The 15,441-nt window shown below is 71.9% G+C and carries 16 protein-coding genes; 10 read left to right on the forward strand and 6 right to left on the reverse strand.

The window, feature by feature from the left end; translation table 11 throughout:
• Positions 1 to 15: 15 nt before the first annotated feature.
• From OHA68_RS17205 to OHA68_RS17215, 3 genes are all read right to left on the reverse strand, one after another.
• Complete coding sequence (locus tag OHA68_RS17205; protein WP_327108549.1) at positions 16 to 459, reverse strand: hypothetical protein; 444 nt, start codon at positions 457 to 459, stop codon at positions 16 to 18.
• An 81-nt stretch (positions 460 to 540) separates the two neighbouring features.
• Positions 541 to 1,434, reverse strand: coding sequence for an SDR family oxidoreductase (locus OHA68_RS17210; RefSeq protein ID WP_327108550.1), 894 nt, complete (start codon positions 1,432 to 1,434; stop codon positions 541 to 543).
• Between the two features lie 2 nt (positions 1,435 to 1,436).
• The gene (locus OHA68_RS17215) at positions 1,437 to 2,654 is read right to left on the reverse strand and encodes an MFS transporter (protein ID WP_327108551.1); all 1,218 of its coding nucleotides are present in this window, start codon (positions 2,652 to 2,654) and stop codon (positions 1,437 to 1,439) included.
• An 80-nt stretch (positions 2,655 to 2,734) separates the two neighbouring features.
• Between OHA68_RS17215 and OHA68_RS17220 the strand changes: the two genes are divergently transcribed.
• A complete protein-coding gene (locus OHA68_RS17220; RefSeq protein WP_327108552.1) occupies positions 2,735 to 3,616 on the forward strand; it encodes a LysR family transcriptional regulator in 882 nt (293 codons plus the stop codon).
• Positions 3,617 to 3,656: 40 nt separating this feature from the next.
• Here OHA68_RS17220 and OHA68_RS17225 read toward each other — a convergent pair whose 3' ends face one another.
• Positions 3,657 to 4,274 carry a TetR/AcrR family transcriptional regulator gene (locus OHA68_RS17225; RefSeq protein WP_327108553.1) on the reverse strand — a complete coding sequence of 206 codons (618 nt, stop codon included), beginning with the start codon at positions 4,272 to 4,274 and terminating at the stop codon, positions 3,657 to 3,659.
• Positions 4,275 to 4,394: 120 nt separating this feature from the next.
• Between OHA68_RS17225 and OHA68_RS17230 the strand changes: the two genes are divergently transcribed.
• The 4 genes from OHA68_RS17230 (at position 4,395) to OHA68_RS17245 (ending at position 9,042) form a co-directional block, all read left to right on the forward strand.
• Positions 4,395 to 5,609 carry a cytochrome P450 gene (locus tag OHA68_RS17230; protein ID WP_327108554.1) on the forward strand — a complete coding sequence of 405 codons (1,215 nt, stop codon included), beginning with the start codon at positions 4,395 to 4,397 and terminating at the stop codon, positions 5,607 to 5,609.
• A gap of 27 nt (positions 5,610 to 5,636) precedes the next feature.
• Positions 5,637 to 5,837 (forward strand): ferredoxin, encoded by a 201-nt coding sequence (locus OHA68_RS17235; protein ID WP_327108555.1) that lies wholly within the window; start codon positions 5,637 to 5,639, stop codon positions 5,835 to 5,837.
• 169 nt (positions 5,838 to 6,006) lie between these two features.
• Complete coding sequence (helR, locus tag OHA68_RS17240) at positions 6,007 to 8,154, forward strand: RNA polymerase recycling motor ATPase HelR (protein ID WP_327109518.1); 2,148 nt, start codon at positions 6,007 to 6,009, stop codon at positions 8,152 to 8,154.
• A 90-nt stretch (positions 8,155 to 8,244) separates the two neighbouring features.
• Positions 8,245 to 9,042, forward strand: a complete 798-nt coding sequence (locus OHA68_RS17245) for a class I SAM-dependent methyltransferase (protein ID WP_327108556.1) — start codon at positions 8,245 to 8,247, stop codon at positions 9,040 to 9,042.
• Here the strand turns inward: OHA68_RS17245 and OHA68_RS17250 are convergent.
• Entirely contained in the window at positions 9,020 to 10,018 is a 999-nt protein-coding gene (locus OHA68_RS17250) for a helix-turn-helix transcriptional regulator (protein ID WP_327108557.1), read from the reverse strand. The two genes, OHA68_RS17245 and OHA68_RS17250, sit on opposite strands and share 23 nt — an antisense overlap.
• Before the next feature lie 60 nt (positions 10,019 to 10,078).
• Between OHA68_RS17250 and OHA68_RS17255 the strand changes: the two genes are divergently transcribed.
• On the forward strand, positions 10,079 to 10,648 hold the full coding sequence (locus OHA68_RS17255) for a DinB family protein (protein ID WP_327108558.1): 570 nt from the start codon (positions 10,079 to 10,081) through the stop codon (positions 10,646 to 10,648).
• The gene (locus OHA68_RS17260; protein ID WP_327108559.1) at positions 10,645 to 11,106 is read left to right on the forward strand and encodes a VOC family protein; all 462 of its coding nucleotides are present in this window, start codon (positions 10,645 to 10,647) and stop codon (positions 11,104 to 11,106) included. Before OHA68_RS17255 ends, OHA68_RS17260 begins: the two co-directional genes overlap by 4 nt.
• A 105-nt stretch (positions 11,107 to 11,211) precedes the next feature.
• Here the strand turns inward: OHA68_RS17260 and OHA68_RS17265 are convergent, their stop codons facing one another.
• A complete protein-coding gene (locus tag OHA68_RS17265; protein ID WP_327108560.1) occupies positions 11,212 to 12,297 on the reverse strand; it encodes a M48 family metalloprotease in 1,086 nt (361 codons plus the stop codon).
• Positions 12,298 to 12,474: 177 nt separating this feature from the next.
• On the opposite strand from OHA68_RS17265, the gene OHA68_RS17270 reads away from it, so the two are divergent.
• Genes OHA68_RS17270 through OHA68_RS17280 form a run of 3 tightly spaced genes read left to right on the forward strand, consistent with a single transcriptional unit; the run spans position 12,475 to position 15,349 of the window.
• A complete protein-coding gene (locus OHA68_RS17270) occupies positions 12,475 to 13,098 on the forward strand; it encodes a response regulator transcription factor (protein ID WP_327108561.1) in 624 nt (207 codons plus the stop codon).
• Positions 13,095 to 13,691, forward strand: coding sequence for a DUF4255 domain-containing protein (locus tag OHA68_RS17275; RefSeq protein WP_327108562.1), 597 nt, complete (start codon positions 13,095 to 13,097; stop codon positions 13,689 to 13,691). Before OHA68_RS17270 ends, OHA68_RS17275 begins: the two co-directional genes overlap by 4 nt.
• Positions 13,688 to 15,349, forward strand: coding sequence for a zinc ribbon domain-containing protein (locus OHA68_RS17280; RefSeq protein WP_327108563.1), 1,662 nt, complete (start codon positions 13,688 to 13,690; stop codon positions 15,347 to 15,349). Before OHA68_RS17275 ends, OHA68_RS17280 begins: the two co-directional genes overlap by 4 nt.
• Positions 15,350 to 15,441: the final 92 nt, after the last annotated feature.

Here is a 15,441-nt window from a genome sequence, read left to right on the forward strand (position 1 = left end):
AGGGGCCGGGGCGGGTCAGACGTGGGTGACCAGGAGGGTCACGCCCGCCTCGCCGCCGCAGTCCACGAAGATAGGGCCGACGCCATTGCCGATATGGGGGGCGAGGGTGGCCTTCGCCACGAATCCCCGCGGGTTGTCGTCGATGATGCGGACGTTCCGCAGCATAGGGTGCTCCCTGTCGATCCCGCCGAGCACGGCCTTGAGTCCTTTTCCGCCGCCGCAGTGGCCGGTGATCGTCAGCTCCTGGCCTCGCCTGGTGGTGGGGTTGGGGCTGACCTGGACCACGGCCCTGGCGCCCTTCGGCGGCTTCGGCGCGGCCACCGCGGCGGTGCTCTCGCCGGTGCTCTCGCCGGTGGTGCCCGCCTGGGCGCCGGCCGGTCCCAGGGAACCGGCCGTCAGGACCAGTCCGGTGATCGCGACGATCACTTTCTTGCCGATGGTGAATCTCTCCGTTGTCATGCGGAGAACGCTAGGCCGGGCTCCGGCGGGAGCGCGTCGTCCGCCGAGCGTCACTCGGCTCTACACCCATCGCAGTAGGCGCTACACCGAAGGGAGCGGTGTCCGGGAGCCGAACGCCGCGGCGTGGTCGCGGGCGAAGTCGGCGATGTCGCGCGGGGCGCGGCCGAGGAGGCCGGCGACCGTGTCGGTGGTGAGATCACCCCAGCCGGTGACGTACGCCTGCGCGTACTCTTCGAGCATGTCGACGATCCAGGCCGGCACGCCGTAGCCGAGCAGGGTCGCGCGCTTGGCGTCGTCGCTGACCGGCAGGTACGTGACGGGCCTGCCGAGAGCGAGCCCCATCGCGTCGGCGACCTCGTGGAGCGCCACCGAGCGCGGGCCGGTGAGGGTGTAGGTCTGGCCATGGTGGCGATCCGGGTCGTCGAGGAGCACGCGGGCGGCGCACTCGGCGATGTCGCGTACGTCGATCATCCCGATCCGCGCCGAGGCGAGGTTCGTCGCGAACGTGCCGGTGGCGGCGAGGTCGGCCGCCTCGTTCAGCAGGTTCTGCATGAACCAGTGGGGACGCAGGATCGTCCAGCGCAGGCCGGAGCGTTCGGTCTCGGCGTCGGACAGCGCGTGCAGCCTGCCGCTGCGGTTCGGCGCGTCGTGCGCCGCGCCGACGACGGACAGGCGCACGACGCGCTCCACCCCGGCCCGGCGTGCGGCCCACAGGGCGTTCATGTTGTTCTCGGGGGCACGCGGGCTGTTCGGGGTGAGCAGCCACAGATCCTGTACGCCCGCGAAGGCGGGCGGCAGCGACCTGGGGTCGTCGAGGTCGCCGATGAAGACCTCGGTGTTCCTTTCCAGCAGGCCGTCCGCCTTGGACTCGTCACGGACGAGGGCGCGAAGGGCCACGTCGGCCCCTCGCAGCGCGTCCATCAGCGCGGTGGACACGGTTCCGGTGGCTCCGGTGATGAGCACGGTACGCGACATGGTCATTCTCCTTTGACAGAAACGGGGATCTTCGCCGCCGCCCGGTTGACGGTGGCGCGCTCCAGGACCCAGAGCGTGACGGTCCCGGCCGAGAGGATGGCGCCCAGGACGCACACCCCGGTCCAGCCGCCGTACACCCAGACGACCGAGGCCAGCGCGGAGCCCACCGCGCCCCCGGCGAAGAAGGCGGTCAGGAAGGCGGAGTTGATCCGGTTACGGGCTTCGGGGCGGAGCGCGTACAGGATGTTCTGGCTGCTGTTGAGCACCGCCTGGTGGGCCAGGTCCAGCACGATCACGCCGACGAGCAGCCAGAGCAGCGAGTTCGCCCCGGCGGCGAGTGCCGTCCAGGAGGCCACCAGCAGGACGGTCCCGACGCCGGTCACCCTCTGGACGTGCCCGCGGTCGGCCAGCCGTCCCGCCACCGTGGCGGTCAGCGCGCCGACGGCGCCGACCAGGCCGACCAGGCCGATCGCCGACTCCGTCCAGTCGTACGGCGAGCGCGCCAGCAGGAAGGTCAGCGCCGTCCACAGCACGCTGAACGAGGCGAGGCTCAACGCGCCGATGGCCGCCCGCCACCGCAGCAACGGCTCGTACCGGTACATCGCCAGCGTCGAGCGCAGCAGCCCGGCATAGGACAGGCGGGCGCCGTCGCCGCCGAGCCGGGGCAGGAAGATCCGCAGCAGTACGGCCATGAGCGTCATCAGGGCCGCGCTCACCCAGTAGACCGTCCGCCAGCCGCCGAGCTCCGACAGCGCTCCCGACGCGGTACGCGCCAGCAACAGGCCGAGCATCAGGCCGGTCATCACCGTGCCGACCACCCGGCCGCGTTCGGCCGGATCCGCCAGCGTGGCCGCGAACGGCACCACCACCTGCGCGCCGACCGAGGTCAGCCCGGTCAGGGCCGTACTGATCAGGAGCACCGTGCCGTTCGGGGCGGTGGCGGACACCAGCAGGAACACCGCGGTCGCCGCGTAGAGCGACACCGCCAGCCGCCGCCGCTCCAGCAGGTCGCCGAGCGGCACCAGCAGGATCAACCCCAGCGCGTAGCCGACCTGCGCGGCCGTCACCACCAGCGCCGCCATCGACGGTCCGATCCCCAGCTCGCCGCCGATCACGTCGAGGAGCGGCTGCGCGAAGTAGTTCCCCGCGACCGCCAGCCCCGTCGCCACCGACATGAGCAGGAGCAGCCCGCCGTTCCTGTGAAGTGCTGTCGCCGTCATGCCCTCTAGCGTCGGCGATGGAGGATCAATGAGTCCAACACATGTTTGTCATCGGATCGATCGTGCATCACGATTGATCGATGGAGCTTCAGCAGATGCGGTACGTCGTCGCGGTCGCGGAGACGAGCAACTTCACCCGGGCCGCCGAGCAGTGCCTGGTCGTCCAGTCCGCGCTGAGCCACCAGATCGCCCGCCTGGAACGTGAGCTCGGCGCCAGGCTGTTCGACCGCACCAGCCGTCGCGTCCGGCTCACCCCCGCAGGCGAGGCGTTCCTCCCGGCGGCCCGCCAGGCCCTGGACGCCGCCGACCGGGCCCGCGCCGAGGTGGCGGCCGCCGCCGGCGAGATCCGCGGCCGGCTCGCCATCGGCGCCATCCCCACCGTCACGGCGGTCGATCTCCCGACCGCGCTGAAACAGTTCCACCTGCGCCACCGAGCGGTACGGATCAGCCTCCGCTCGGGCGGGAGCGAGGAACTGGCCGAAGGCGTCCGGCAGGGCGCCCTGGACGCCGCCTTCCTGGGGCTTCCCCCGGGGGTGCGGCCCAAGGGCGTGCGCGGCCACGAACTGGCGCGCGGCGACCTCGTCGCCATGGTGGCGCCCGGCCACCCGCTGGCGGACGAGGAGGACGTGGACCTGCACCGGCTGGCGGACGAACCGTTCGTGGACTTCCCCTCGGGCACCGCCGCGCGGGCCCAGACGGACGGGGCCTTCGCGGCGGCGGGAGTCCGGCGCGAGGTCGCCTTCGAGATCACCGCCCCGGACTTCATGGCCCGCCTGATCCGGCAGGGCCTGGCCATCGGCATGCTGCCCGCCGCCTTCGCCGACGAACTCCCCGGGCTGCTCAGCATCCGGCTCAGCGACGCTCCGGCCCGGGTGGAGCACCTCATCTGGAGCCGCTTCCGGCCCTCGCCCGCCGCCACGGCCTTCCTGTCCACCCTGGGCATCGCGGCGGGTGATGACTGATCGATCACCGGCCGCCGCTCCTTCCGTGAGGACGCGGGGCTCAGCTGTCGCCGGTCTCGTTGATGCGGTATTGCGCGTTCAGCAGCGGCCAGGTCACCTCGGCCATCTCGGCCGGGGTCCGGGAGCACCCGCCTTCGATCCAGTCCACGGCCACGCCGATGAGCGCGCCCGCCGTGAAGGCGGCCGTCACGTCGTGCGGGACGCGCTCCGGCCAGACGCCGGCGTCGGCATGCGCCAGGCGCTCACGCACGACCCCGGCGAGGCGGCGCCGGATGTGGCCGGCGACGCGGGCGCTGCCTTCCGGCCCCAGCAGCGCGCGGTAGAGCCCCGCGTGCTCGGTCAGGCTGCCGAAGAACGCCGTCAGCCCTGAGATCGCCTCCTGCGCCAGGTCCGGCGAGTCGAGGCCGGGACCGGGCAGGGACTCGATCAGGTTGTCGATCATCGCGGTGCAGGCGTCCTCGGCCAGCTCGTGGACGTCTCGGTAGTGGTCGTAGAAGGCCGAGCGGCTCACCCCGGCGGCCTCGGCGACGTCCGAAACGCTGATCCGGGACAGGTCACGCTCCTCGACCAGTTCGATCAGCGCTCGCGCCAAGGCTGATCGAGTCCGGCGCACACGCCGGTCGCTCGACGGGGGGTTGCTCTCTCTGGCGGTGACCACGACACCACTCTATCCATAACCGACATGTGTAAGTTTTCTTGCATCTGTAGGTTAATGTGGAGAGCGAGCGCTGCGGCGGCACGGTCACCAGGGCCGGCTGAACAGCCAAGGAGACAGCGAATGAGTGCCAACGAGCAGGTTCTGAGCTACCCGATCCCGAGCGACGCCGCGCTCGACCCGCCCGCCGAATGGGCCGAGCTGCGCGGCACGTGCCCGGTCGCCCACGTGACCCTGCCGAGCGGCGACCGGGCGACGCTGCTGACCCGCTACGAGGACGTCAAGCAGGTGCTCGCCGACCCGCGCTTCACCCGGCTGCTGACCGCGCCGGACGCGGCCCGGCTGTCGGACACCGAGGACGGCGGGCTGTTCAGCAGTGACATGGCGACGATCCTCCCGGACAGCGGGGAGGAGCACCAGAACTGGCGGCGGCTGGTCGGCAAGTGGTTCACCGCCAAGCGCATGAACGCCCTGCGGCCGACCATGGCGCGGATCGCCGACGACCTCATCGACGCCATGGTCGAGGGCGGCGCCCCCGGTGACCTGAAAGCGTCCCTGGGCTTCCCGCTGCCCGTGTACGTCATCTGCGACATGCTCGGCGTGCCCGCCGCCGACCGTGACCGGTTCTCGTACTGGTCCGACACCCTGCTCAACCTCACCCGCTACCCCAAGGACGAGATCGAGGCGGCCCAGGCCGAGTTCTTCCAGTACATGTCCGACCACCTCGCCGCCAAGCGCGCCGAGCCGAGCCAGGATCTGCTGAGCGAGCTGATCGCGGCCGGCGGCCCGGAGGACGGCGGCCTGAACGACCTGCAGATCGTGGTCACCGGGATGGGCCTGCTGGTCGCCGGGCACGAGACCACCGCCAACATGATCGGCAAGATGGTCTCCATGCTGCTGGCCGACCGCAGCCGCTGGGAAGCGCTGCTGGCCGACCCCGAGCTGATCCGCAGCACGGTCGAGGAGTCGCTGCGCCTGGACGCCAACTCCGGCTTCGGCCTGCCCCGGTACCTCAAGGAGGAGACCGAGGTCAGCGGTGAGCACCTGCCCAAGGGCACCACGGTCATCTGCAGCATGGCCGCCGCCAACCGGGACGAGAGCGCGTTCGAGGCCGCCGAGGTGTTCGACGCGACCCGCAGCCCGAACCGGCATCTGGCCTTCGGCGCCGGCGCCCACTCCTGCCTCGGCCAGGCGCTGGCCCGTACCGAGCTGCAGGTCGTGCTGGAGGTGCTGCTGCGCAGGCTGCCGGGCCTGGAGCTGGCGGTGCCGGTGGCGGAGCTGGAGCGCGTGGAGGGGCTGGCCGTCGGCGGCCTGCGTACCGTTCCGGTCCGCTGGTGACCCGCTCGTACACAAGGAGGTAATGCCGTGAAGGTCATGGTCGACCAGGACAAGTGCTGTGGCGCCGGTCAGTGCGCGCTGATCGCGCCCGAGGTGTTCGACCAGCGTGACGACGACGGCGTCGTCCTCCTGCTGGAGGCAGAGCCGGGTGCGGACCAGCACGTCGCGGTCCGGGAGGCCGCCGCGGTCTGCCCGGTGGGCGCCATCGAGGTCATCGAGGAGGCGTGAGCCATCCATAGCGGACGATGAGGGGGGAAGGGGGAGTAGTCACTCCCTTCCACTTTCAACGTATAGCGTACCGGGGGGCTTGCGGCAAGACCCCGGTCATGCCGGACAATCGGCGGCCGAGGCAGTCGTGCTCGACACGGCACAGCAGCCTCAGATCGGAGCCGATGACGTGACCTCGCTGACCACCAGCGCGTTCGACCTTCCCGACCACCTCCTGCCGAAGGCCGACCCGAAGCTCATCGCCGGCGATGAGCGGCACTTCGCGGCCATCGCGCAGACCCTTGAGCAGTCGATCGCCGACCTGTCCGGCCGCCTCGACGCCGAGCGCAGGGCGCCCGGCGGCAAGGGCCGGCAGGCGATGGACCGGGACCTGGAGGTGCACCGGCTGGCCGCGCGGCTGCGCACCCTGCGTCGCTTCGGGCTGGACCTGTGCCTCGGGCACATGGTCGGCGCGGACGACTCCGAGCCCGTGTACGTCGGCCGGCTCGGCCTCACGGACGACACAGGTCGCCGGCTGCTGCTCGACTGGCGTTCGCCCGCGGCCGAGCCGTTCTTCGGAGCCACCCACGGCAACCCGATGGGGCTGGCCAGCCGCCGCAGGTACCGCTGGACCCGCGGCCGGATCAGCGACTACTGGGACGAGGTGTTCACCTCCGACGGGTTCGAAGGGCACGCCGCGCTCGACGACCAGTCCGCCTTCATCGCCAGCCTGGGCGGCGACCGTTCGCCCCGGATGCGGGACGTGCTCGGCACCATCCAGGCCGACCAGGACGCCATCATCCGCGCGGGATCCAGCGGCGCGCTCGTCGTCGACGGCGGTCCGGGCACCGGGAAGACCGTCGTCGCCCTGCACCGATCCGCCTACCTCCTCTACTCCGACCCTCGTCTCGGTCACCGCCGGGGCGGCGTGCTGTTCGTCGGCCCGCACCAGCCCTACCTGGCCTACGTCGCCGACGTCCTGCCCAGCCTCGGTGAGGAGGGCGTGCAGACCTGCACGCTGCGGGACCTGGTCGCCGAGGGAGCCGCGGCGGCGGTCGAGGCCGACCCGGACGTGGCGCGCCTGAAGTCGTCCGCGGACCTGGTGAAGGCCATCGAGCCGGCCGTCAGGTTCTACGAGAACCCGCCCACCACCGGGATGACGGTCACGACCCCCTGGTCCGGTGTCCGGCTGACCGCCGACGACTGGGCGGAGGCGTTCGACGCGCCTGACCCCGGCACTCCGCACAACGAGGCGCGCGACCAGATCTGGGCGGAGCTGCTCACGATCCTGGTGGACAAGCATGACGGGGACGCCCCGGCCCACCTGGTCCGCAAGGCGCTGCTGCGGGACCGGGAGCTGCTCACCGTCTTCAACCGCGCGTGGCCGCTGATCGAGGCGGCCGACCTGGTCGGAGACCTGTGGACCGTGCCCGCCTACTTGCGGTTGTGCGCCCCCTGGCTCAGCCCCGACGAGGTGCGCAAGCTCCGGCGTGCGGACGCCCAGGCCTGGACGGTGTCCGACCTGCCGCTCCTGGACGCGGCCCGGCAGCGGCTCGGGGACCCGGAGGCGTCGCGGCGCAAGCGCCGCCAGGAAGCCGCTCTCGCCGCCCAGCGCGAGCGCATGGCCCAGGTCGTCGAGAACCTGATCGAGGCCGATGACGACGGCGAGGGCCTGGTGACGCAGCTGCGCCGGGAGGACTTCCAGCGCAATCTGGTCGACGAGTCCGAGCTGCCCACGGTCGACCCGGACGTGCTCGCCGGCCCGTTCGCGCACGTCGTCGTGGACGAGGCGCAGGAGCTGACCGACGCGGAGTGGCAGATGCTGCTGCTGCGCTGCCCGTCGCGGAGCTTCACCATCGTCGGAGACCGGGCCCAGGCCAGGCACGGGTTCACCGAGTCGTGGCAGGAGCGCCTCAAGCGGATCGGGCTCGACCGGGTCGAGCTCGCCTCCCTGAGCATCAACTACCGGACGCCGGAACAGATCATGGCGGCGGCCGAGCCGGTCATCCGGGCCGTGCTCCCGGACGCCAACGTGCCGACCTCCATCCGCAGCGGCGACGCCCCCGTCGTGCACGGATCCACCGAGGATCTGCGCTCGATCCTCGACACCTGGCTCGCCGCGCACGCCGACGGCATCGCCTGCGTCATCGGCGACCCCACTTTCCGTACGACGTCCCGCGTGCGGTCGCTGACCCCGGAGCTGTCGAAGGGGCTCGAGTTCGACCTGGTCGTCCTCGTCGACCCGGAGACGTTCGGCGAGGGCATCGAGGGAGCCGTCGACCGTTACGTCGCGATGACCCGAGCCACCCAGCGACTCGTCATCCTCACGAGCCCTTAGCCGTCGAGCGTGCCCTTGGCCGAGGAGCGCGCCCTTGGCGGAGGAGCGTGGCCTTGGCCGAGCAGCGTGGCCGGATGTCAGGATCGGTGCATGTCTCAGGAACATCGGTTGCGAGTGACCTTCGACAGCGCCGCCGCCATCTATCAGGACGCGCGCCCCGACTACCCGGCCGAGCTGTACTCCGACCTGCTGGCGGTCACCGGGGTGACGCCACCCGCGCACCTGCTCGAAGTCGGCTGCGGGCCGGGCAAGGCCACGCTGCCGCTGGCGCGGCTGGGTTTCCGGATCACGGCGGTCGAGCTCGGCGCGGCCCTGGCGGCGGAGGCGCGGCGCCGGCTCGGCGCATTCGCCGACGTCTCGGTGGTCGCGTCGTCGTTCGAGAGCTGGGCGCCGCCGGCCGGCGCCCGCTTCGATCTCCTGTACGCGGCCACGGCCTGGAAGTGGGTGGACCCGGAGGTCAAGTACGCCAAGGCGGCCGCCCTGCTCGCCGAGGGCGGTCACCTGGCCGTGTGGAACGCCGACCACGCCATGCCGGCGGACTTCGACCCGTTCTTCACCGAGATCCAGAAGGCTTATGTGGAGATCGGGGAAGGTCATGACGGCCCGTGGCCGGGGCCGCCGCCCGAGGAGCAGCCCGATCCCATGGCCGCCGAGTTCGAGGCCTCCGGCCGGTTCGAGGTGGTCGGCACGAAACTTTACGTATGGGCGCTGCGCTACACGGCGGACGGCTACCTCGCGCTGCTCGACACGTTCTCCGGCCATATCGCTATGGAGCCGGACAAGCGCGCATATCTCTACCGGGAGATACGCCGCCTGCTGGCCGCACGCCCGGACGGACGGCTCACCCGCCACTGGTCGGCCGTCCTCACTGTCGGCCGCCGCCGGTGACCTCCGCCGGGTGCCCACCGGCCGCCAGCAGCCGCTCCGCCAGCGCCCGGCAGCGCGTCCTGAGCTCCGGCGGGTCGAGCACCTCGAAGTCGTGCCCCAGCAGGACCACGTGCATGAGCAGGAAGTCGAGATTGCCGGCGCCGCTGAGCACCTCGCAGCCCTCGCCGTCCCGCTGCCGTACGACGGCCGCCGCCGCCGGAATCTGCGCGCGGACCGTGTCGGTCGGCGCGTGCACGAGGAAGCGCGCCTGGTGCCGGTAGACCCGGCTCGCCACGCCCTCCTGCACGTACGCCGCCGCGTCCGGCGCCTCGCGCGGGCGGAAGCGCCAGGTGCGGGCGGACACGCCGGCCATCCGGTCGACGCGGAAGCTGCGCCAGTCGTCGCGATCGAGGTCGTAGGCGAGGAGGTACCAGTGCCGGTCGGAGGCGACCAGGCGGTACGGCTCGACCCGCCGCCGTCGTAGGTCACCGCCGGACGGATAGTCGAAGCCGGCCTCGACCTCGTCGCGGCAGGCTCGGGCCAGTGTCATGATCACCTCGGGGTCGACCGGGGCCCGGCCGCCGCCGAAGGACTCCACCGAGTCGGAGATGGCGCGCACCTCGTGCCGTAGCCGGGTGGGCAGCACCCGGTCGAGCTTGGTCAGCGCCCGGAGCGCGGCCTCACCGGCGCCGGCGACCGCGCCACCCGCGCCGGCGAGCAGCGAGACCACGGTGGCGATCGTCTCGGCGTCGTCGAGCAGCAGCGGCGGCAGGTCCTGCCCCGGCCCGAGCTGGTAGCCGCCGCCGACCCCCTGGCTGGCATGCACCGGGTAGCCGAGCGCGCGCAGCCGTTCGACATCGCGCCGTACCGTGCGCGGGGTGACCCCGAGCCGGTCGGCGAGCTCGGGGCCGGTCCAGATCTGGCGCTGCTGCAGCAGCCCGAGCAGCGAGAGCACGCGTTCCGTCGTGCCCCTCTCGTCACCGCGCGGCTCTCCCATGCACCCACTCTGCCAGATAGCGGACCGATCCTGTCCGCTTGGCCTGTCAGGGTTGGCCCCATGAACGAACTCGACTGGAACCAGACCTTGCGTGAGCAGCTTGAGTTCCACTGGAACCATCACCTTCGCGTCCGGCTCGACGGCCTCACCGACGACGAGTACTTCTGGTCGCCGGTGCCGGACGCCTGGAGCGTGCGGCCCCGCGGCACCTCGACCGCGCCCATGCAGGGCGGCGCCGGGGACTTCACCGTCGACTACGCCTTCCCCGAGCCGGTCCCCTCGCCGTTCACCACGATCGCCTGGCGGCTCGGTCACGTCATCGTCGGCGTCCTGGCCGCGCGCAACGCGGCCCACTTCGGCGCGCCGGCGGCCTCGTACGAGACCTGGGAGTACGCCGGCACCGCGGCGACCGCGCTCGACCAGCTCGAGACCCAGCTCGACCGCTGGCTGGCCGGAGTGCGGGGGCTCGGCGAGGCCGGGCTCCGCGCCCGGGTCGGCCCGAAGGAGCCCTACCCCGAGGCGTCCATGGCCGATCTGGTGCTGCACATCCACCGCGAGCTGATCCACCACCTGTCCGAGGTCTGCCTGCTGCGCGACCTCTACCTGCACACGAACGGAGCGACCCGATGAGCCGCCACCTTCAGGTCACCTTCGACGCCCACGACCCACGGGCGCTGTCGGCCTTCTGGCGCGACGTCCTCGGTTACGTCCACCCCGGCCCGCCCGGGGTCGACCTGCCCGAGGGCGCCGACCCGCTGGCCGCATGGGACGACTTCCTCGCGCGGATCGGCGTACCGGAGGAGCAGCGCGACACCAGATCGGCCATCGAGGACCCGGACGGGCAGGGCCCCCGGCTGTTCTTCCAGCGGGTGCCGGAGGACAAGGTCGCCAAGAACCGCGTCCACCTGGACATCCGCGCGGCTCCCGGCCTGCAGGGGGAGGAGCGGATGGCGGCGCTGGAGGCCGAGTGCGACCGGCTCGTCGCGCTGGGTGCGACGCGGGTACGGCGCGACGAGCCCGCTCCGCCGTTGAGCGCCGGCCTTATCGTGATGACCGACCCCGAGGGCAACGAGTTCTGCCTGGACTGACGCGGTCGCTCAGCTGACGAGGGTGCGCACGACTCCGATCACCGTCTCTCGGCGGCGGTGCCAGGTCATCACCGTCGACGGCGGCGAAACCCTCAGCTGACCCGGTCACCGATAGCGGGCCGACTGGGCGTCCTCCCGCAGGCTCCGCGCCACGCGCCCGGCCGCCCGCTCCAGCTCCGCCTCGATCCCCTCCATCGCCGGAGCGGCCACCTGGGGTGTCGGGTACGGCAGCGCCAGCACGCGTCGGATGCGAAGGTGCGTCGGCGGATGGGTCGTGTCCACCCGGGCCTTCTCGACCTGGGCGGCCTCGCGACGCCGGTCGAGCTCGGCCGGAGGGATGGCGTCCAGGTGAGACCGGAGGGCCGTCCACAGGTCCCACGTGCCCACGGCCACGGCGCTGGAGCCGAGGAAGTCGCGGACGGAGGGGGCCCGGGTGGACAGGACGTCGAGGAGCGAGGCGGCGGCCGGGACGCCGGCCACCTGAGCCTGCATCTCGTCGGCGCGGTATTCGGCCTGCTGGGAGGAGTGGTTCAGGAGGAGCTCCAGCAGGAGGATCAGGGCGCGGACGGGGAGGCCCAGCAGGGCCAGGAGGCATCTGGTGATCAGATCCGATCCGCCGTCGCCCGGACGCCACCCGAAGTGGGTGACCAGGCGCAGCTCGTGCAGCGAGTGCAGGGCGCTGCCGACCACCAGGCCGTGCCTGGCGTCGCCGTTCCTGGCGTGGGCCATCTCGTGGGCCAGCAGGGCGACGCGTTCCTCCGGGGTGAGGATCAGCCAGAGCGGGTAGCCGATCTCCACCAGCCGGTCGCGCCGCCGGCCGTAGGTGCGGAACGAGGCGTTGACCTCGCCGCTGATGGCCACCAGGTCCGTACGGGGCGCCGCCAGGGCCTCGCCGATGCCGTCGATGAGGGCGTACAGGTGGGGGGCGTCGGAGCGGGTGAGGGCCACGGCGGGGGCGGGGAAGGGGGTCGGGCGGGGACGCAGCAGCCAGGCCAGGTCCAGCGCCACCAGACCGAACAGGACGCCGACTACGGTCAGGCCGGCGATCAGGTAGACGCCGGTGACCAGGAAGGCCGGCGCGAGAAGGTGGACGACGAGGGCGAGGACGTAGCCGGCCGTCCGGGACACGCGGCCGGCCGTCCGAAGGGCCGATGGACGGTGGGCGGGCTCCGGGGGCGCATCGGCGGGCATGCCGAACAAGGTGCCAGAACCCCATAACGGCGGCAACATCCCCAAGCTCCGGCGGGCGGGGCAAAGCTGCGTTGTCTCATTTTTTGCTTGTTTCCAGGATGTGGTGTCCGCGTCTCGCCCGCTCTCTGTGCGATTTTCGGAGTTGCCGGCGCCAGAGCGGAGTCGAACGGAGATGGAATGGAGCGGATCCAGGTAGTCGTGAAGGCTCACGACCCCATCTCCCGCGCAGGCGTGCTGAGCCAGCTCAAGCAGCGGCCCGAGGTCGAGCTCCTGGAGACGGACACCCCGGAGAAGGCGCAGGTCGCGCTGGTGGTGGCCGACGGCGTGTGCGCCGACACGCTGGGCGTGCTGCGGACGCTGCGCTGTCATGGAGACCTGCGGCTGGTGGTCGTCGCGGGGACCGTGGACGACAGCGGGCTGCTCGCCATCGTGGAGATCGGCGTGTCGGGTGTCGTACGGCGTGCCGAGGCCAGCCCGGAACGACTCGTCGCGGCGATCCAGTCGGCCACCTCCGGCGCGGGTGTCATGCCGCCGGATCTGCTCGGGCGGTTGCTCACCCAGGTCAGCCGGGTGCAGGGCGAGATGCTCGGGCCGCGCGGGCTGACCTTCGCCGGCCTGGCCGAGCGGGAGGTCCAGGTGCTGCGGCTGATCGCCGAAGGGTGTGACACCGCGGAGATCGCCGCCGCCCTGTCCTACTCGCAGCGTACGGTGAAGACCGTCCTGCATGACATCACCACCCGGCTCCACCTGCGCAACCGGGCCCACGCGGTCGCCTACGCGCTGCGCAACGGGCTGCTGTGACAGCGGCGGGCGGCGTCATCGGCGAGGTCGACCGGGCGCTGGAGGAGCTGATCCGCCGCAGGGTGGTGCAGCGCTCGAAGACGCAAATCTCCCTCGCCGCACCCGGCGTGGAGCCGACCGCCGCGACGGTCCACCTGCAGCTGTACGACATCCGCGAGGACCCGGGCACGCGCCGGCAGGGCACGGTCAACGAGTACGACGCCGACGGCACGTTGACGGCCAGGCACGGCCCTCCCCGCTATGTACGCCTGTCGTACCTGGTCACGGTGTCGGCGCCGGAGCTGGAGGAGGAGCACCGGCTCCTGGACGCGACCCTGCGGGCGTTGCTCGCGCAGGACACCATCCCCGCCGATCGGTTGACGGGCTCGCTGGCGGAGCTCGGGCTGCCGGTCCCGATGGCGGCCGCCGTACCGCCGCCGGACGATCGAGACCTCGCGACGGCGCTGGTGGCGTCGGGCGTGGGGCTGCGACCGTTCGTCAACGTCGTGATCAGTGCTCCGATCATGCCGGAGCCTCCCGCGCCCGTGTCGCCACCGGTCACCAAGCCGCTGGCCCTGCGCGCCGACAGCCACCGCACCGGAGGTTCTGGATGAGCATCACCTGTCCGAAGTGCGGCGACGAGAATCCGGACGGCACCAGGTTCTGCGTCGTGTGCGGGGAGTACCTCGCCTGGGAGCGGCATGACCCCGAGGACGACACCCGGCGGCCGCAGCGCGCCGAGCCGCCGCCCCAGGAGCAGCACGCCGAGCTGGCCGTCGGCCTCTCCGACAGCTCTCTCGCCTGCGCGCCCGGCGAGCTGGTCACCACGACCGTGACCGTGCGCAACAAGGGCACCCGGGTGGAGCGGGCCAAGGTCACGGTCGAGGGCGGCGCGGCATCGTACGCGACGGTCGTGCCCGAGGAGCTCGTGATCCAGCCGGACGAGGCGGCCGAATGCGTGGTCACCTTCGCCCCGCCGCGCTCCTCGTCCGTGCCGGCGGGAGCGGCGAGCTTCACCGTACGGGCTCGTTCGCAGGTCAGCTCCGGCATCACGGCCGCGGCGGAGGGCTACTGCGTGGTGGCCGGGTTCGACGACCTCTCCGTCGAGCTGTCCCCGAAGGACTCCCGGGGGTGGTGGATGACCCAGCACATGGTGGTGTTCGCCAACCAGGGCAATCTGACCCATCGGGTACGGGTCCGTGCGGAGGATGCCGAGAACGAGCTGCGGTTCTCCCGGCCGGCGCCGGGGCTGCTGATCGCCCCCGGGCGCACGGAGCTGGCCCTGCGTGTCTGGGCGAGACCCGGCCTCACCGGACCGGCCCGCCAGATCCCCTTCGCCGCGAAGGTGGACGTCGACGACGGCGGGAAGACGATCCGGGCCGACGGAACCAGGACGGTGCTGCCGCTGGCCATGTCGTGGCCGCTGAAGGCGGTCGTCGCGGTCGTCGTGCTGGCTCTGGTCGCCGCCGTCGCCTTCAACGCGTGGCGCGGCGAGCAGGAGCAAGCCGTCCTGGACCGGGAGACCTACCTGGCGGGAAGTGGCACGCTGACCGACGGGTACACCTCCGTCGAGACGTCCACACTTCCGGACGAGGCGAAGATCTTCCTCACCCCCGATCTGTCCCAGGGGTCCTGGGCCGAGGCGGAGCCCGGCTGGCTGCCGTTCACCGGGGCCGTGGGCGTGACCCGCCGTGGCTGGAACACCTTCTCGGTGCAGGGGCTCGACGAGTCGAACGTCGCCGGGATGGGGTTCAACTACCTCATCGTGCGGGACCCCAAGGGAACGCTCAACGGCAGGCCCTACGAGGCCGGTTCCGGGAGCATCCAGCCGGGCGAGCGCCAGGTGAGCATCCCGGCGGGCACGGCCACGAGCGAGTCGGTGATCCTGCTGACGGTGGAGGTGGACGGGCTGCCGGCGGATCACGTCGCCGGGCTCAGGGTGGACACGAAGGAGGACGGCGGGTTCACGGTGGCCACCCTCGACCTGGTGCCGGCGCCCATGGAGATCGGGTTCAACTGGGTCGTCATCGACTCCGACGACTCCTCGGTGGCCGGGGCGGGCACCACCACGTCCGGGGATCCGGCGCGGATCGACGCCTCTGCCGACTCCGGCGTCGTCCTGCTCACCACGGACGTCACGCACAGCGGGCTGTCCGGCGCCGCCGCCCCGGCCGTGTACGTGGACGATCAGGATGGTGACGGGTTCACCGTCTCGGCGTTCACCGGACCGGCCGTGGGTTTCGACTACCTGGTCGTCGAACGCAGACAATGAGCTCCGCCCGTTCGGGCAGCCCGGAGGGCGGCCTTTCCCGCCCTCGCGGTGGCCTGTCGCGCACTGGTGGCGGCTTCACTCCCGGTGGCAGC

Source organism: Nonomuraea glycinis, assembly GCF_035920485.1.
GTDB lineage: Bacteria > Actinomycetota > Actinomycetes > Streptosporangiales > Streptosporangiaceae > Nonomuraea > Nonomuraea glycinis.